The organism is Bradyrhizobium sp. (assembly GCF_049512235.1).
Classification (GTDB): Bacteria; Pseudomonadota; Alphaproteobacteria; order Rhizobiales; family Xanthobacteraceae; genus Bradyrhizobium.
Genome location: NZ_JBEKXH010000109.1, coordinates 1 through 17,168 on the forward strand (window position 1 = coordinate 1; position 17,168 = coordinate 17,168).

General features: G+C 62.8%; 14 protein-coding genes. 9 read left to right on the plus strand and 5 right to left on the minus strand.

Annotated features, from left to right (window positions below; genetic code table 11):
* Positions 1-1,487: glycosyltransferase family 39 protein (locus tag ABSG20_RS12595; RefSeq protein ID WP_423864843.1), on the minus strand; the 1,487-nt coding region annotated here is incomplete at its 3' end.
* Between the two features lie 258 nt (positions 1,488-1,745).
* A complete protein-coding gene (locus ABSG20_RS12600) occupies positions 1,746-2,219 on the minus strand; it encodes a tetratricopeptide repeat protein (protein ID WP_423864831.1) in 474 nt (157 codons plus the stop codon).
* 428 nt (positions 2,220-2,647) lie between these two features.
* Here ABSG20_RS12600 and ABSG20_RS12605 point away from each other — a divergent pair, with 428 nt between their 5' ends.
* The 8 genes from ABSG20_RS12605 (at position 2,648) to ABSG20_RS12640 (ending at position 12,873) form a co-directional block, all read left to right on the plus strand.
* Positions 2,648-3,403, plus strand: coding sequence for a sigma-70 family RNA polymerase sigma factor (locus tag ABSG20_RS12605; protein ID WP_423864832.1), 756 nt, complete (start codon positions 2,648-2,650; stop codon positions 3,401-3,403).
* Complete coding sequence (locus tag ABSG20_RS12610; RefSeq protein WP_423864833.1) at positions 3,400-4,206, plus strand: anti-sigma factor family protein; 807 nt, start codon at positions 3,400-3,402, stop codon at positions 4,204-4,206. Before ABSG20_RS12605 ends, ABSG20_RS12610 begins: the two co-directional genes overlap by 4 nt.
* Before the next feature lie 26 nt (positions 4,207-4,232).
* Positions 4,233-5,942 carry an adenylate/guanylate cyclase domain-containing protein gene (locus ABSG20_RS12615; RefSeq protein WP_423864834.1) on the plus strand — a complete coding sequence of 570 codons (1,710 nt, stop codon included), beginning with the start codon at positions 4,233-4,235 and terminating at the stop codon, positions 5,940-5,942.
* Positions 5,943-6,132: 190 nt separating this feature from the next.
* Positions 6,133-6,363: a hypothetical protein gene (locus ABSG20_RS12620; RefSeq protein WP_423864835.1), complete on the plus strand. Its 231-nt coding sequence runs from the start codon at positions 6,133-6,135 to the stop codon at positions 6,361-6,363.
* Positions 6,364-6,649: 286 nt separating this feature from the next.
* A complete protein-coding gene (locus tag ABSG20_RS12625) occupies positions 6,650-7,876 on the plus strand; it encodes an OpgC domain-containing protein (RefSeq protein WP_423864836.1) in 1,227 nt (408 codons plus the stop codon).
* A 153-nt stretch (positions 7,877-8,029) separates the two neighbouring features.
* Positions 8,030-8,230 (plus strand): cold-shock protein, encoded by a 201-nt coding sequence (locus ABSG20_RS12630; protein ID WP_079600225.1) that lies wholly within the window; start codon positions 8,030-8,032, stop codon positions 8,228-8,230.
* A 278-nt stretch (positions 8,231-8,508) separates the two neighbouring features.
* Positions 8,509-11,604, plus strand: a complete 3,096-nt coding sequence (gene putA / locus ABSG20_RS12635) for a bifunctional proline dehydrogenase/L-glutamate gamma-semialdehyde dehydrogenase PutA (RefSeq protein ID WP_423864837.1) — start codon at positions 8,509-8,511, stop codon at positions 11,602-11,604.
* Between the two features lie 63 nt (positions 11,605-11,667).
* The gene (locus ABSG20_RS12640) at positions 11,668-12,873 is read left to right on the plus strand and encodes a CaiB/BaiF CoA transferase family protein (RefSeq protein ID WP_423864838.1); all 1,206 of its coding nucleotides are present in this window, start codon (positions 11,668-11,670) and stop codon (positions 12,871-12,873) included.
* A 58-nt stretch (positions 12,874-12,931) separates the two neighbouring features.
* Here the strand turns inward: ABSG20_RS12640 and ABSG20_RS12645 are convergent, their stop codons facing one another.
* From ABSG20_RS12645 to ABSG20_RS12655, 3 genes are all read right to left on the minus strand, one after another.
* Positions 12,932-13,093: a hypothetical protein gene (locus ABSG20_RS12645; RefSeq protein ID WP_423864839.1), complete on the minus strand. Its 162-nt coding sequence runs from the start codon at positions 13,091-13,093 to the stop codon at positions 12,932-12,934.
* 57 nt (positions 13,094-13,150) lie between these two features.
* Complete coding sequence (locus tag ABSG20_RS12650; protein WP_423864840.1) at positions 13,151-14,566, minus strand: MFS transporter; 1,416 nt, start codon at positions 14,564-14,566, stop codon at positions 13,151-13,153.
* Positions 14,567-14,664: 98 nt separating this feature from the next.
* Positions 14,665-15,900 (minus strand): flavin-dependent oxidoreductase, encoded by a 1,236-nt coding sequence (locus ABSG20_RS12655; protein ID WP_423864841.1) that lies wholly within the window; start codon positions 15,898-15,900, stop codon positions 14,665-14,667.
* Between the two features lie 908 nt (positions 15,901-16,808).
* On the opposite strand from ABSG20_RS12655, the gene ABSG20_RS12660 reads away from it, so the two are divergent.
* Positions 16,809-17,066, plus strand: a complete 258-nt coding sequence (locus tag ABSG20_RS12660) for a hypothetical protein (RefSeq protein ID WP_423864842.1) — start codon at positions 16,809-16,811, stop codon at positions 17,064-17,066.
* Positions 17,067-17,168 lie beyond the last annotated feature (102 nt).

Genomic DNA, 17,168 nt, shown 5'->3' on the forward strand with positions numbered 1-17,168 from the left:
CGCGGCTTGCCCGCCAGCGTGCGAGCGCGGTATAGCGGCGAGTCCACGGCCGGCGAAAGCTCCGGCGTCAAGCCGGTCAGCTTTTCCAGCGCGTAGGTGTCCATCACGACCCCGCGCCAGATCCGATCGACCCGTTCCAGCGGCACTCTGACCGCCGTCGTCGACGCCCACAACGGGCTGCCATTATCGGGCTCGCGCCCGACATAGAGCCCGGTCCGGCCTTCGATCAGAGCGATGCCGGGATCGCGAAAGCCCTGATAGCGCGCGCGCTCGTTGATCTGGATGACCGGTACGCGATCGCCAAAGAACCAGCGCAGCATGGCGTAGGTCCGGTAGTCGGTGGTGGCGATCCAGCTCGCGCCGGTCTTTTGCAGTTCGGCCTGCGCCCGCTCGGCGACCCGCCGGTAGCCGGCTTCGCCGCCGATCGGATCGGCGCTGCCGATCAAGTTCCAGGGACTGGCGACGTAGTAGAGAAAGACCACAACGACAAAGCCGATGCCGGAAACAATGGCCGTCTTGGCCCACCAGATGGTCGATCGGATCATCCACGCCGGAAAGCCCTCGCGCGGCAGCATCGCGATGTTGATGGCGGCGGCGGCAAATCCGGCCGGCCAAATGAACATCGGCCAGGTATCGCCGACCCGCAGCGTCAGGGATTTCCAGAAGAAATAGCCGAACGGCACGATCACCGCGGTCGACAGCAGAATGGCCACGGCGTTGCCGCGGCGGTAGCCCCGCCATGCCGTCAGCGTGACGCCCGACAGCACCACCGGCAGCAGGACAAAGCCGACCAGCCCGAACTGCAGGCCGATGTAATCGCCGACGGTGCGAAGGGATATGTCATGGGTCGCGGTGGCCCGCACCAGCTGGAAGCGAAACGACGCCCAGTCGTGTCCGGCATTCCAGATCAGCACCGGCGAGAACAGAACGACCGCGATCAGCGCCGCAAGCCAGGGATAGGGGCTGACCAGCCAGCGCCGGCGCCAGTCCGGCACCAGCATGAAGGCCACCACCGCCGGAAGCAGCATCACGGCGGTGAATTTCGACAACAGCGCCAGCCCGGCGAAGGCCCCGGCGGCCAGCCACCAGCGCGCATCGCCGCTTTGGTCGAGCCGGACCAGCGCCCACAGCATCGCGGTGGCGAACGGGATCAGCGCCACGTCGGGCGAGACTTTCGCCATCAGCAAACCGTAATAGAGCGCAGCCTCCGGCATCAAGAGCGCGAGCGCGACGGCGCGGGCGTCGTGGGTCACGCGGCGGACGATGTCGGCGAGCAGCCATTGCGTGACCAGCATCGCCACGATCCCGGCGAACCTGACGCCGATATTGCTGTCGCCGAAGATCGCGGTGCCGAGGCGGATGAACCATGCAATCATCGGCGGATGATCGAGGAAGCAAAGCACGTTCTCTTTCGACCAGGTCCAGTAATAGGCCTCGTCGGTGCGCAGATCGATCGCGCCGGCATAGATCACCCGCAACGCGGTCATCGCGGCGACCAACGCCGCAACGCCAAGCCATTGCCGAAAGACGGAACGGTGCGGTCCGGTGGTGATCTTGCTGAGCGGGGCGATCGTCACGGCGCTTTCTTGCCGACTCCCCCGGAGGTGTCAACGTGCCGGCGGCGGCAGGCCAACACCGCTCGAAATCCTGCCGGCGAACGCCGGCGCCGGTCGCCGCAGACGCTATTAATCAGGAGTGGCCACTGCCCTGAAGGAAGCAGGCGAATGCATCGCCCGCTTCTAATCTCATCGGCTCGCCGATTTGCTGTTGATGACCTTCTGCAGATCTTCACGCTCCTCGCAGCCGCCAGGGCAAAGTTTCGCCAGGATGGCGAGCTGTTCCTTGGCCTTGTCGATATGGCCGGTCTCGACAAAGAGCTCGCCGAGATATTCGCGGGCGGCCTTGTGTTCGGGCTGAAGTTCGAGCGCCTTGGTGTAGTAGGTCAGCGACGTCTTGAAGTCGCCGGTCTTGCGCAGGGTAAAGCCGAGCAGATTGTAGACGTCGGCCTGTTGCGTATCCTCGGCAAGGTCCCTCAACTCGGTGAGGGCGGCGGCATAGTCCTTTGCCTTGATCTTGGCACGAACCGAGGTGAGGTCCGGCGCGCCGGCCGACGACAAATTGTCGACCGCATAGGCCGGAGCCGACAGCATTGCCGAAGCGAAACCCAAACCGATGGTCAGGGTCATACCGGTCAGGATGGATTTCAGGGTCTTTGACATGACGATATTCTCCGTGTGCGATTTAGGATTGAACGAGCGGCGTGAAGGCGTAGGCATCGCCGTCCCCGGCGAACACGCCTGCGCCGGGGAACGGGAAATGGGCGCCGCAGATCATCCTCTTGTCGGCGATCGAACAATGCCTCCACCTGGGGAGACTGGCGCCGCCCGCGATTTATTCTCGACAGGCAAATCTTTTGGGAGTCACCGCGCTCGCGCAGGAATGCAGGATGCGGCTTTCCGGAACGGGCCTGGCTGCGCGCGGACCGTCAAGAAGAACGCGCCTTTTGTTCGGGAAATGCGGAATAAACCGGATCGAATAGCAGTCTACCCTAAGGTCAGATATAGCATGATCGACTTTCTTTAACGCCGACCAACCGGACAACCACACTGGACACGCCATGAATTCGCTGTCTGCGACAGAGCCGGGGATGCCAGGGTCCCTGCTGAACGTGATGGTCGCGCATCTGGCGCGGCTTTCCGGCATCCCGAAAAATTCCGGACTTCGAGCCACTGCCGCCAGCACCGAAGTGACCGCGATATTCACCACCAAAAGCCGCGGCAAAGAATCGGGTCCTGGCACCTCGACGTCCGGCCGCGTCGATGCTTCACACCGGCAGCAATCGACCGGCGCCGGCGACAGATATGGTAGGTTTCAACGGGACATCGTGCCTCACCTCGATGCCGCCTACAATTTTGCGCGCTTTCTCAGTCGAAATCCCGACGCCGCCCAGGACATCGTGCAGGAGGCCTTCCTTCGCGCCTACCGAGGCTTCGACGGATATCAGGGGGGCGATGCCCGCGCCTGGATTTTTGCGATCGTGCGCAATTGCTATCACAATTGGCTGCTCGATCGCCGGCGCAAGGCGCGCATGGAAATCGACGCGCATCATCCGGACTCTGTAGAAGAGTTCTCCATCGACGACGTGCCATCCGAGGAAGATACCCCGGAAATGGTCCTGCTGCGACGCGCCGAGTCGAGCAGCGTCCGCACCGTCCTCGACAAACTGCCGCGATCGCTGCGGGAGATGCTGGTGTTGCGCGAGCTGGAAGGACTCTCCTATCGCCAGATTGCGGAAACCGCTGCGTTGCCGATCGGCACCGTGATGTCCCGTCTGGCCCGCGCGCGGACTCAATTTGCGAGTCTGTGGCGCCGGGAAACCGGCCTGCAGGAGAAACCGACGTGAATTCCTCGCTACCAAGGCAATGTTCCGAATGGGAGCTGGTGCTTCATGGATCGATCGATGGCGAACTCGATGCCGCCCATTCGCTGCAGCTCGAACAGCATCTTGCAACATGCTCGCATTGTGCGAACGAGCTGGAGAGGTTTCGGGCTTTGAAACGGGTCATCTCACAAAAAGGCGTGCGCTGGAGAACTCCAGATCATGTGCGTGCGCAGGTACTCGCCGCCATTTCGCGCGAGGCGGCAACGGATGCGCGAACCTCCGCCACACCGGCCGTCGAGGAACGTGAGAGAGGCTTCAATATCCTGGGCTTCATCAAGCAATGGATGTTCGTGCCATCGCTGGCGGCTCTCGCCGCAAGCCTGTTCCTGGTGATCGCGCCGATACAGGACCGCTCGTCGATCGAAGACGAAGTGATTGCGGGTCACGTCAGGTCGCTCTTGGCCAGTCACCTGACGGATGTCGCGACCTCCGACCAGCACACCGTCAAGCCATGGTTCAACGGCAAGATCGATTTTTCTCCCCCCGTCGTCGATCTTGCGCCCGAAGGATTTCCCTTGGTCGGAGGCCGCATCGACTACGTCGGCGGCCGCGTCGTCGCAGCCCTCATCTACAAGCGGCAACTGCATCTCATCAACGTGTTCATCTGGCCTGCTGCGCCCGCCGCGGCAACCGCCAGATCTCGCGATGGTTACAACATCGAGAACTGGAGCGAGGATGGGCTGACCTTCTGGGCCGTTTCAGATGTCAGCGCCGACGATATCACCAGATTTCGCCAGGCATTTTTCGAACGGACCGAGAAATAATCCTGCTTACTCTCAAACAACCTTTCATGATCCTGCGCGGCATCGGCGTCCGGCAGATTCGTCTGGCCTGCGGGCTGGTGTTGTTTGCCTATCTGGTCAGCCATTTCACAAACCATGCGCTCGGCAATATCTCGATGCATGCGCTGGCTGTCGGCGTCCATTACCACACGCTGTTCTGGCGGTTTCCGCCGGTGGCGATCGCGTTTTATGCCGCGGCCACGGTTCACGCAGGTCTCGGAATCTGGGCGCTGTATGCGCGCCGGCAGTTTCACTGGAAGAAAATCGAGCCGCTGCAGCTCGTGTTCGGCCTGAGTATTCCGGCGCTCGTCATCGCCCACATCGCCGGCGTGCGGCTCGGCCAGGCGCTGTTCGCGCATCAAAAACTCTATCCGCAGGTGCTCTACGGCTTCTGGATGGTGGCGCCGTACAAAATGTGGCTGATGTCCGCGGTCCTGACCATCGCCTGGGTCCACGGCTGCATCGGGATTTATTTCTGGCTGCGAATGAAAGCCTTTTACAAACGCGCCGCGCCGCTGCTGCTTGCCGCCGCGGTGCTGATTCCGACACTCGCCATGCTCGGTCTCTATCAGGGCGGACGAAGCATCGCGGCCGCCAGCGCGAGCGCCGAATGGAGGGCGGACAATCTTTCGCAGCGCCAGCTCGGCACGCCCGCCGAACAGGCCTTCCTGGACAAGATCATCGATGATTTCCTGATCGGTTATCTCGGCCTGATCGGATTGGTCCTGCTGGCAAGGGCGGTGCGCGCGCTCCATGAGCGCCGCGGCGGCATGATCACCTTGAGTTACGGCAATGGCAGGACGGTTCGCGTGCCGCGCGGGCTCAGCGTGCTGGAGGCGAGCCTGCGCAACAACGTGCCGCATGCCAGCATCTGCGGCGGCCGGGCGCGCTGCTCGACCTGCCGCATCCGCGTCATCGGGGATTGCGCCGCGCTGCCGCAGCCATCGCCGCGCGAAGCGTTCGTGCTCAGCCGGGTCGGGGCCGGCGCGGATCCGGCCATCCGCCTCGCCTGCCAGCTCAGGCCCGAGCGCGATCTCTCTTTCTTCCAGGTCTTCCTGCCGCAGATCAGCCCGACCGGCGCGCGGAGCTCAGGCTCCTCCCACATCGGCGAGGAACGTTATCTGGTCAGCCTGTTCGTCGACATGCGGGGTTCGACCAGGCTCGCGGAACACCGTCTGCCGTTCGATACCGTCTTCATCGTCAACCGCTTTCTCGGCGCGGTGTCGCAGGCGGTGATCGCCTGCGGAGGTCAGCCCAACCAGTTCCTCGGCGATGGCGCATTGGCGCTGTTCGGGCTGACCAGCAGCCCGCAAACAGCCTGCCGTCAGGCGCTGCGGGCGGCCGCCATGATTGCCGCCAATGTCGCGGAGTTGAATCAGTTTCTCAGTCATGACCTGCGCGAGCCGATCCGCTTCGGCGTCGGCATCCACGGCGGCGAGGTCATCATCGGCGACATCGGCTACCGCGATCACATGGTGTTCACAGCACTCGGTGACCCGGTCAATGTCGCTGCGCGGCTGCAGGACATGACCAAGAACCTCGCTTGCGAAGCGATCATTTCGGAACAGGTTTTGATCACCGCAGGCCTGACCGGCGATGATCTGCCGCGGCAGGAAGTCACTATCCGCGGACGCAATGATCCCATGGTGGTCCGCGCGGTCGGCCAGGCCGGACAATTGGCAGCACTGGCTCATGACGCGGATGTTGTCGCGGCCTGAGGGCTGGTGGCAAGAATTTTTCGCGGTGCGTGATCGCTGTCAGTGTGATCCAGCGCACACCTGAATTTCCGTTCAGGAAATTGTCCGCGGTTTTCGTGAACCCCGCCCTGCGGCGATGCGACTGACGGGCGATGGGCAAGACCGACCCTACCAACCCGCGCCGAGCGCGCATCATTGAAGGAGAACGACGATGTTACGCAACCTCACTCTTGGACTTGTTACCGCAGCTTCCCTCAGCGCCATGGCGCTCTTTCCCTCGGCCGCTTCCGCGAAGCCGTGGATTGGCGGCTGGGGCTTTCATCACCACCACTTCGGCCCCGGCATCGGCATCGGCTTCGTCGGCGATGACGGCTGCTACGTAACGCGCCGCGTCCTGACCCCGTACGGCTATCGCCTTCGCACCATCAACGTCTGCGATTGATCCGAAGGATCGTATTCCGAGGCGAAAACCCCGGTCGCCCGACCGGGGCTTTCGTGTTACCGTGCGTGTTGTCGCGGCCACGCCGCACGCGGCAAAGCCCATGGCGAACTGGTCCTGCCGCCGAGTCATGGTGGGGGCGGCGGATTACGCGAAGTTAATCATCGGCACCGCGGCCGTCCGGCCCATTCACGTAAAGTCTATTGGGGTCGCGAGCGTCTTTGCCCTACGATTCCTGCGCGCCGAATCCTTGTCCGAACGAGGGCTCCAAATTCACATAGCGGCCTCCATGGACATCAAAGCCATTCTCGCGGCACATCGGAGCGACCTCAGGCTGGATCTGTTTCGCGGCGTTGCGAACTGGTTCATCTTCCTGGACCACATTCCCGATAACGTCGTGAACTGGATCACGATCAGAAACTACGGCTTCAGCGGCGCGGCCGATCTGTTCATCTTCGTTTCGGGCTATGCGGCATCGGTCGTGTACGCAAGAATGATGCTGGAGCGCGGCTTCATCATCGGGGCGACACGGCTCTTCAAGCGTGCATGGCACCTCTACGCCGCCTACATCGTCCTGTTCGTGATCTACATCGTAACCGTTACGAACGTTGCGGCCCAATATGCCGCTCCTGATCTGATCTACGAATTCAATGTTGCGAGCCTGGTCGACCATCCGATCCGGACCCTGGCCCACGGGCTGTTGCTGGAATCCAAGGCCCTCAATCTGGACGTCCTGCAGCTCTACATCGTACTGATGGCGTGCTTCCCGCCGGTATTGTGGATCATGTTGCGCAAGCCTGACCTGATGATGGCCGGATCCGTTGCGCTGTATTTTACGGCGCGCGCGTTCGAATGGCATCTGCCGTCCTTTCCCGAGGGCCGCTGGGTCTTCAACCCATTTTGCTGGCAGCTGCTGTTCGTGTTCGGCGCCTGGCTCGCGCTCGGCGGGGTGCAAAAATGCCGCGCCATTCTAAGGCTGCGGATGCTGCCTTTTTTCGGAATCGCTTACCTGGTTTTTGCTCTGGTGCTGAGGATGGCGGGGCGGTTCCCGGAGTTCGGAAAAGTCGTGCCGGCGTGGCTGTTGGACGCCTTCATTCCCGTCGACAAGACAAATCTGGCCCCGTATCGCGTGCTGCATTTCGTCCTCGTCGCATTGCTGGTGACGCGATTTGTGTCGAAGGACTGGCGCGGACTGAAATGGTCAATCCTCAGACCGATCATCAAATGCGGCGAAGAATCGCTCGCGGTATTTTGCGTCGGCGTGTTTCTCTCCTTTGCCGGTCATCTCGCGCTGATCACCAGTTCCGGCTCCCTTTTGGCCCAGGTCTTCGTCAGCGCAAGCGGCGTCGCGATCATGACCTTTTTCGCCTACTACATCTCGTGGTCCAAGCGACAGGACCAACAGGACAGCCTGTCTCCGGGCCGGGTACCCGCCGCCGGAACCCGGATCTCGGAAACTTCGGCGTTTCGCGATCCTTGCCGGTTCAAATCATCGCGAAACCGGCAAAAACTGTAAATGTGCCGCCATAATGATCGTTTTCCGCCGAAATCCGGGTGTCGTTTTAAGCTATCAAGCCTGCCCCATACCGCGTATCCTGCGCGCGTCGGACATGCCGGTTTGCGGGGACCGGCAGTCCGTTATTATTTTTGATCCTGCGGAGACGACGTGATGGCTAAAGGTACTGTGAAGTGGTTCAACGCGACCAAGGGTTTTGGATTCATCCAGCCCTCCAGTGGCGGCAAGGACGTTTTTGTTCATATTTCGGCGGTTGAGAAGGCTGGCCTTTCCACGCTCAACGAAGGACAAACGGTCGAATACGAAGAGGTTGCCAATCGCGGCAAGACCTCGGCCGAGAACCTCAAGGTTTGACGCAATTGCGCGTTCGACAATAGCGCCCTCCCGGATCCAATCCGGGAACGGGGCTTCCAGAAAACCTCCAAAATAGACTTACCGGCAGGAGTGGGCTCCGCTCCTGCGCGGCTTCGATTCGGGCCGACCGCTGGTCGACATCGCGGTCTTGCGCGACCTATTTCAGCGCGGCCTTCCGGATCCTATCTGAGCAGGTCCTGTCGCTGCAGCACCGTCAGCAGGCTGGCGATGCCGCTTGTGCGTTCCCATGATAGAGGATGGGACCCTTGAGGCGTGTCATGAAGTCCATTTCCTCAACCTTTCCGCCATTCGCGGCGCCCTACGCGGCGGACGATGGCGTGCTTGCGGCCCGGCTTCTTGAAGCCGCTGACCTCCTCACGGAGCAGGACGCGCGGATCGACCGCACCGCGATCCGCCTGATCGATGCCATCCGCTCGAACGACGATCGCCTCGGCGGCGTCGAGGACATGCTGCGTGAGTTCGCGCTCTCCACCCGGGAAGGCCTGGCGCTGATGGTGCTCGCGGAAGCCCTGCTGCGCGTTCCCGATAGCCGCACCGCCGACCGGTTCATCGAGGACAAGCTTGGCCAGGGCGACTTCGTGCATCATGAGACGAAATCCAGCGCGTTCCTGGTCAATGCGTCGGCTTGGGCGCTGGGCATGTCGGCGCGCGTGATCCAGCCCGGCGAAAGCCCGCAAGGAACGATCGGGCGATTGACAAAACGGCTAGGTGTTCCGGCGGTTCGCGCTGCCACCCGCCAAGCCATGCGGCTGATGGGCAGCCATTTCGTGCTTGGCGAGACCATCGAAACGGCACTGGCGCGGGCGCAAGCGCATGTGAAGGGCGCTCCGCGCTATTCCTTCGACATGCTGGGCGAAGGGGCCCGCACGGCCGCTGACGCGGAGCGCTATTTCAATTCCTACGCCAGCGCAATCGAAGCCATCGGCCGCGTCACCGGCAACAAGGCCCTGCCCGACCGGCCCGGTATCTCGGTCAAATTGTCCGCGCTGCATCCACGTTTCGAGGCCTTGAGCCACGAGCGGGTGATGAGGGAACTGGTGCCGCGGGTGATCGATCTGGCGCGCCGGGCCAAGGCCTGTGATCTCAACTTCACCGTCGATGCCGAGGAAGCCGATCGGCTGGAACTGTCGCTGGAAGTGATCGCAGCCACGCTCGGCGATAACTCGCTTGAAGCCTGGGACGGTTTTGGACTGGCGATCCAGGCCTATCAGAAGCGCGCCGAGGCCGTGATCGGCTACGCCGACGGTCTGGCAAGAACTTTCAACCGCCGGCTGATGGTGCGCCTCGTCAAAGGTGCCTACTGGGACACCGAGATCAAGCGCGCGCAGGAACGCGGCCTCGACGATTATCCAGTGTTTACCCGCAAGGCGATGACCGACCTGAACTACATTGCCTGTGCGCTGCAATTGCTGGCGCTGCGGCCCCGCCTGTTTCCGCAATTTGCTACCCACAATGCGCTGACGGTCGCGACCGTTCTCGAACTGGCGAATGGCGATGCTGGCTTCGAGTTTCAGCGCCTGCACGGCATGGGGGAAGCGCTGTACGCGCAATTGAGCAGGGATCGCCCGCAACTGGCCTGTCGAACTTATGCGCCGGTCGGAAGTCACCGCGACCTCCTGGCCTATCTGGTGCGCCGCCTGTTGGAGAACGGTGCCAATTCGTCCTTCGTGGCGGTCGCTGGCGACGATGCCGTCCCGGTGGCAACTCTGCTGCGGCGCCCGGCCCATATCATCGGCGCCGCCGCCAACGCGCGGCATCCGAACATCCGTCGCCCGCCCGACCTCTACCAGCCGCATCGGCCAAATTCGCGCGGCATCGAGTTCGGCGAACGGGCCGCTTTGACCGGGCTGATATCTGCAGTTGCAGCGGAAACCACCCTGGTCGAGGCGGCGCCGCTGGTCAATGGCGAGCCGAAATCGGGCCCGATGCGGCAGGTCATCAGCCCGATCGACCAGACAACAATGGTCGGAAGTGTCGTCGATCCGACGCCGAAGCAGGCGAACGATGCGATCGCCGCCGCCCGCGAGGGATTTGGGTCCTGGAGCAGAACACCGGCGCACCTGCGCGCGACAATTCTGGAGCAGGCCGCGAACCTGCTGGAACAACGGCGCGCGCATTTCATCGGCTTGCTTCAGCGCGAAGGCGGCAAGACGCTCGATGACGCGCTTTCGGAAGTCCGCGAAGCCGTCGATTTCTGCCGCTACTATGCCGCCGAGGGCAGAAAACTGTTTGGCGGCGGCGACACCATGCCGGGGCCGACCGGCGAAAGCAACCGCTTGAGCTTGCGCGGCCGCGGCGTCTTCATCGCGATATCGCCGTGGAATTTTCCGCTGGCGATCTTTACGGGCCAGATAACAGCAGCGCTGATGGCCGGCAATGCGGTGGTCGCAAAACCCGCCGAGCAAACGCCGCTGACCGCGGCCGAGACGGTGCGGTTGCTGCATGAGGCCGGCGTGCCCACCTCAGCGCTGCATCTTATTCCCGGCGACGGCCAGATCGGGGCGGCTTTGGTCGCGCATCCTGATGTGGCCGGTGTCGTCTTCACCGGCTCGACCGAGGTGGCGCGCGCGATCAACCGGACGCTCGCCGCCGGCGATGGCCCGATCGTGCCCTTGATCGCGGAGACCGGCGGCATCAATGCAATGATCGTCGATGCGACGGCGTTGCCCGAGCAGGTTGCCGACGATGTCGTGACCTCGGCATTCCGCTCGGCCGGCCAGCGCTGCTCGGCGCTGCGCCTGCTGTTCGTCCAGGACGACGTCGCCGACCGCATGATCGAGATGATCTCGGGCGCTGCCCGCGAACTCAGGGTGGGCGACCCGCGCGACCTAGCCACGCAGATCGGGCCGGTGATCGATCGAGCGGCCAAGCAGCAACTCGAAGCACATATTACCCGAATGCAGACCGCGGCAGCGCGGCTGCATTTCGCAGGCGTCGCTCCCGACGGCAATTACGTCGCGCCGCATATTTTCGAACTGGCTGACGCCGGTCAGCTGACCCAGGAAGTGTTTGGTCCCATTCTGCACGTCGTGCGCTATCCGGCCTTCCGGCTCGACCGGGTGCTGCGATCGATCGAACGCTCCGGCTACGGGCTGACGCTCGGTATCCACTCGCGCATCGACGACATGATCGAGGCCGTGGTCGACCGGCTTGCGGTCGGCAATGTCTATGTCAACCGCAACATGATCGGTGCCGTGGTCGGCGTGCAGCCGTTCGGCGGCTTTGGCCTGTCGGGCACCGGTCCCAAGGCCGGCGGCCCGCATTATCTGGCCCGGTTTGCGACCGAGCAGACCGTCACCGTCAACACCTCGGCCGCCGGTGGCAACGCCGCGCTGATGACGGATGGGGGATAAGACGTCTTTCCCTCATTGCAAGTTCGGAATAAAGCCAACAACGTCACGGGAGCAAGCCTCACCATGGAAAACGGCATCTTCGAAGGTCTCAAGGTTCTGGACTGCGCGAGCTTCATCGCAGCGCCGGCGGCCGCGACCGTGCTGTCGGATTTCGGCGCCGAGGTTATCAAGATCGAGCCGCCCGGCGCTGGCGATCCCTATCGCAACCTGCCGAACCTGCCGGGATATCCGGTCAGTCAGCACAATTTCGCTTGGATGCTGGAGTCCCGTAACAAGAAGAGCCTCGCGCTCGATCTCTCCGGGCCGGAAGGACAGGCCGTGCTGTATCGGCTCGCGGCCGAGGCCGATGTCTTCATCACCAATTTTCCACCAAGCGTGCGACAGCGACTCGGCATCAGGCATGACGATCTCATGCCACTCAATTCGCGGCTGATCTATGCGTCGTTCACCGGTTACGGCGAAAAAGGCGAGGAAGCCAACAAGCCCGGGTTCGACAGCAATGCCTACTGGGCGCGCTCGGGCTTGATGGACCTGGTGCGCGCGGACGAGAACACCACCCCGGCGCGCTCGGTTGCCGGCATGGGCGACCATCCCTGCGCGATGGCCCTGTACGGCGCGATCGTCACCGCACTCTACAAGCGCGAGCGCACCGGCAAGGGTTCGCATGTCAGTTCGAACCTGATGGCCAACGGCATCTGGGCCAACGGCGTGCTGGCACAAGCCAAATTATGCGGCGCGAAGTTTGGCGAGCGGCGAACGCGCGAGCACGCCCTGAACGCGGTGACCAACCACTACCGGTGCAGGGACGGCCGCTGGCTGATCCTCTCGCTGCTCAACGAGGACCGGCAATGGCCTGTTCTGGCGCGCTGCCTCGGGCGGGAAGATCTTGTCAATGATCCGAGGTTCGCGACCCGGCCCAACCGCCACGCGCGTTCGCTGGAGCTGATCAGGATTTTTGACGAAATTTTTGCCACCAAGGACCTCGCCGAATGGCGCAGGATACTTGACGGCAATGGCCTCGTGTTCGGCGTGGTCGGCATCCTCGACGATATCCCCGGAGATCAGCAGATGCTCGAAAACGAAGTGCTGGTGCCGTTCGAGGGCGACAGCCTGCTGACCATCAACAGCCCGATCTTCATCGACGGCGCCAGCAAGGTTGCACCGCGTCACGCGCCCGGAATCGGCGAGCACAGCGACGAGATCCTGCGCAAGGCGGGCTACGATGAGGCGTCGATAACGCAATTGCGGGCATCCGGCACGGTGGCGTGAACGGGCCAGTCGGCGCAACGCGTAAGAACAATCCAATACGATAAGCGCTATAACCCTGCTATTTGCGCATCCACATCCAGCCCACAACCGCAAGCCCGACGATCACTGCGATCGCTATCGCCCATACGCTGACGCGGATGTCGCCTGTGGTCTGCCGCACGCCTTCATTGTGCGCGATCTCGCGATTGCGCTGCTTGGTATCTTTTCCGGTATCGTTCACCGTCAGCCCTCCTCGTCAGGGAACGTCAACCCACCGCGTGACGCGGCCGAGACTAGCCTAGGCCCCGGCCGTCGTCGACGGACGCAGCCGCGCCTCCACCGAAGTCGGCCGGGCGGCGGCGTCCCTGCTGTTTCCGCCGAGCCCCGCGAGCCGGCTCAGGGCAAATGTCGCAAGCGCCGCGCACAGCGCCGCGACCGCGGCCACCATGAAGACCGACGCCGGGCTCCATCTCATGGTCAGCAGCACGCCGCCGATCAGAGGCCCGACGATCGAGCCGACCCGTCCGATTCCGAGCGCCCAGCCGACGCCGGTAGCCCTGACCGAGGTCGGATAGAACGCCGCGGCCAGCGCGTTGGCGGCGATCTGGCCTCCGACAACGCAAAATCCCGCCGCGAAGATTGCCATGGTGACGAAGACAATCGAATGACCGAGCTGGCCGATGGCGCCGACCGCGAACGCAGCAATGAGATACACCGGCGCCAGCGCCCGAAACGAGAAGCGGTCGATCACGCTGCCGAGCACAAACGTTCCGACCACGCCGCCGACCTGCAGCATCGCTCCGATCGCGGCGGCCTGCGATACCGACGCGCCGAGATCGTTGAGTTCCGTGGGCAGCCAGTTCGACAGGAAATAAAGGTCGAGCAGGCCCATGAAGAATACCACCCACAGCAGCAGCGTGACCAGGGTCCGCCCGTCCCTGAACAGATGCCACACCGGTATTCCCGCCAATTCCGGCTCGGGAACGACGAACCGCGTGGCCGGCGCGAACGCCGCCCGTCGATTGATAGATCCGAGCAATTGGGCGACGCGTTCATCGGCGCGTCCGGAGAGCGTGAGGAAGCGCACCGACTCCGGCAGCCGCAGCGCCAGGATCGGAACCAGCAGCAGCGGCATGACGCCGCCGACGACAAAGACCGAACGCCAGCCGAACTGCGGAATCAATGCCGCAGCGAGAAAACCACCGAGGGCCGCGCCCACCGAGAACCCGCAGAACATGATCATCACCATGGTGGCGCGCCGGCGCCGCGAATTGAATTCCGAGGTCAATGCGATGGCATTCGGCATCGCGCCGCCGAGGCCAAGCCCGGTCAGAAACCGGATCGCGAGCAACGAATTGACGTCGTGGACGAACGCGGTCGCAAGCGCGCCGAGGCCGAACGCGAGCGTCGAGAAAATGATGATCTTCTTGCGTCCGACCCGGTCCGCCAGCGGTCCAAGCACCAGTGCCCCGATCATCAGCCCGAACAGACCGGCGGAGAACACCGGGCCGAGCGCGCCCTTGCTCAGGCCCCATTCCCTGGCGACAGCCGGCGCGACATAACCAATGGCCTGGGTATCAAAACCGTCGAGGAACAGCACCGCCGCACAGCTCAGCAACAGTTTCAGCTGAAATCCGCCGACCGGCTGCTGATCGATGAAGCCGGCGACATCGACCGGCAATGCGCCGCTGCCATGAGCTTCCGACATCGCCATCGCCGCCCCTCCCCCGAACAGACCCGTTCTTGCCGGCCGGTCCTTGTCTCGACAGCCTAACGCCAATCCGGCCGAAAACCGCGCGATTTCCCGCCTGCTCACCCGCGCAAGCTATCCCTGGAATAACCGGCGATGCGCTTATAGCCCTCCGACAACGCGACCAGTTCCTCGCGGCTGATGACATCGTCGATTTTAGCGAAAGGGCGGTCGTTGGTGCGCTGAAACACCTCGCGCAGGATCGCGTCGGGCGGGTTGGTGCGATTGGTCAGGACGATGCGCGTGGTCGCCTCCAGCCGCTGCTGCTGATAGGAAGCCAACGCGGCAACGGGGTCACCGTGTTCGACGAGCGCTGCGACCAGCGCACGCGCATCCAGGATCGCCTGCCCTGCACCGTTGGAGCCGCGCGGCACCATCGGATGGGCGGCGTCGCCCGCCAGCGTCACCCGCCCAAAGCTCCAGCGCGGCAGCGGCTCCTGATCGACCATCGGAAATTCCAGCACGCTGTCGGCTGCGCGAATGAAGGCGGGGACATCGAGCCAGTCAAAATGCCAGTCGGCAAAGGCGCCGATGAAATCGTCGAGCGCGCCCTTCCGGTTCCAGTCGCGCTTGCGATAGGCCGGGGTCTCGATTTCGGCCACCCAGTTGATGAGCTGCAGGCCGTCTGTGCCGGCGGGGCGGATCGGATAGATCACCATCTTGCCCTGCGACAGCCACCCCGCCCGTACCATGCTGGCGCCCGACAGCATCGGCTTCCACCGGGTGACGCCGCGCCACATGTTGACGCCGGAATAACGCGGCTCGCCTTCGCCCGGGAAGAACTGCTTGCGAACAGCCGAGTGAATGCCATCGCAGGCGATCGCCGCGCCGCCGCGTAGGGTGGCCATCGTAGCGCCCCCCGGAGCATTGGAGAAATGCACGCTGACCCCTGCCTCATCCTGCTCGACTGCGATGCAATGATGGCCGGCGTTCAGCCGCCCGTGTCCCGCGCGCGCCACGAACGCATCGAGCAGCATTGCGTGCAGGTCGGCGCGATGGACAGAGAATTGCGGATGCTCGTAGCCTGCCGCATGTCCCAGCGGCTCCTGATAGATGAGCTGGCCAAAGCGATTGAAGAAGGTCGCATCCGCGGTGGCAACCGCCACCCGCGCCAGCGCCCGCTCGAGGCCCAGCGCGGCAAGTTCCTTGGTGGCATGGGGGAGCAGATTGATGCCGACGCCAACGGGCCTGATCTCGGTTACCGACTCAAAGATCCGGCAGGGTATCCCGGCCGCCTGCAAGGCAAGCCCGAGCGTCAACCCCGCGATGCCGGCCCCGATGATGATGACGTCGTCCATGTTTCCTTCCGGCCTTTGCTTCGACAGCATCGCTGCTGCCTCAAGTACTGGATCGCGCCTTCGTGCCCAACAAAATCCCGATCCGACAAACAGTTTCATGCTCGCGACGCGAGGCGTCCGAGGGTTTGCCAGAAACTCTCGCCCTCGAAAACAGAGGGCGTGGGGAATGCCGGATGCCCAGTGGCACCCGCAGCCTCGCGTGCAAGAAAACGGCCATGCGCACACGAGTATTCACAGCGAGGCACCGGAAAACACCCGGCATTCCCGCACGCAATGGTTTACGGCTTATACGCGCTCTCCCCGGCGATAGCTTTTTGCCACCGTCGCCTTCGGATTAAAGGTTTTGTCGAGCCCGGTTGGGCCAACGAGCCTCCGAAGACTTGACGCCAGCTGTGGGCGTCAGGACCACACGATTTCACCGTCCGCTTCAGCGCCGCAATGTACATCCTGCCCTGCCATGTCATAGCCAGCCCGACGCTGCCGCGTCCACCGCATCTCATCCCGCGTCCGTGACGATCGCGATACGCCCCTCATTTGGAACGAGACGGCTGTGACTATAACTGATTCGAACAAGAAGGCAACAGGAATATTTTTTACAATGGGGCTTGACAGCCCAAATCAGATTGAACTTGTTCAAGAAATCAAGCCTTTCGCGCACGAGATTTCCCCCCGGAGGCTGGGGAATTGTGCTATTGTCTGTTTGGTATGCGTCCGAATATTGCGCGTGAGGCGAGGTAGGCTCGGCGGAAGGCAAAATGGCCGCCTCCGCCTGGCAAGCCGCATATGAGGCGTCGTTGGGGCCGGACTTCGATCAGGTAGCGAGATTATGGCCAAACAATCTCAATTTGCATTAAGCCCCCAGTCGATGCATTCTCGGACCACTAGATTGATCGGGTTCAGGTTCGATCGTGGGCTGGTTCAGCATCGCCGTCATTGTCGGTTTCCTATTGTTCTGGTCCTGGCGCAACCATTTGCGGAATGGGCCCGCCGGCCCAGATGACGGCATAGTCACCACGTTCAGCTCATTCGTCGCACGAAAAGCACATTGCGTTTTGATCAATTTCTTCCCGGCGGTGCTCGCCGGTTTGTTGACCCTGTCGCTAACGTTGTTTCTTTTGGGAAAGGAATTTGCCCTCATCGATGCGTTCAATAGCGGTTTTCTGTAAGAAGTCCGACGCGGATACGTCACCCGGTTCCTACTCGGCCTGATCCTTGGGTTTGGCGTCGGATACGTCCTGGAGCAGCGATCGCGTGCTGCGGACAGAGAG

What these genes read in the sequence shown, in the direction of transcription:
- ABSG20_RS12600 (WP_423864831.1), bottom strand. Translation starts at nt 2,219, where the DNA reads ATGTCAAAGACCCTGAAATCCATCCTGACCGGTATGACCCTGACCATC.
- ABSG20_RS12605 (WP_423864832.1), top strand. Translation starts at nt 2,648, where the DNA reads ATGCCAGGGTCCCTGCTGAACGTGATGGTCGCGCATCTGGCGCGGCTT.
- ABSG20_RS12615 (WP_423864834.1), top strand. Translation starts at nt 4,233, where the DNA reads ATGATCCTGCGCGGCATCGGCGTCCGGCAGATTCGTCTGGCCTGCGGG.
- ABSG20_RS12620 (WP_423864835.1), top strand. Translation starts at nt 6,133, where the DNA reads ATGTTACGCAACCTCACTCTTGGACTTGTTACCGCAGCTTCCCTCAGC.
- ABSG20_RS12625 (WP_423864836.1), top strand. Translation starts at nt 6,650, where the DNA reads ATGGACATCAAAGCCATTCTCGCGGCACATCGGAGCGACCTCAGGCTG.
- ABSG20_RS12630 (WP_079600225.1), top strand. Translation starts at nt 8,030, where the DNA reads ATGGCTAAAGGTACTGTGAAGTGGTTCAACGCGACCAAGGGTTTTGGA.
- putA (WP_423864837.1), top strand. Translation starts at nt 8,509, where the DNA reads ATGAAGTCCATTTCCTCAACCTTTCCGCCATTCGCGGCGCCCTACGCG.
- ABSG20_RS12640 (WP_423864838.1), top strand. Translation starts at nt 11,668, where the DNA reads ATGGAAAACGGCATCTTCGAAGGTCTCAAGGTTCTGGACTGCGCGAGC.
- ABSG20_RS12650 (WP_423864840.1), bottom strand. Translation starts at nt 14,566, where the DNA reads ATGGCGATGTCGGAAGCTCATGGCAGCGGCGCATTGCCGGTCGATGTC.
- ABSG20_RS12655 (WP_423864841.1), bottom strand. Translation starts at nt 15,900, where the DNA reads ATGGACGACGTCATCATCATCGGGGCCGGCATCGCGGGGTTGACGCTC.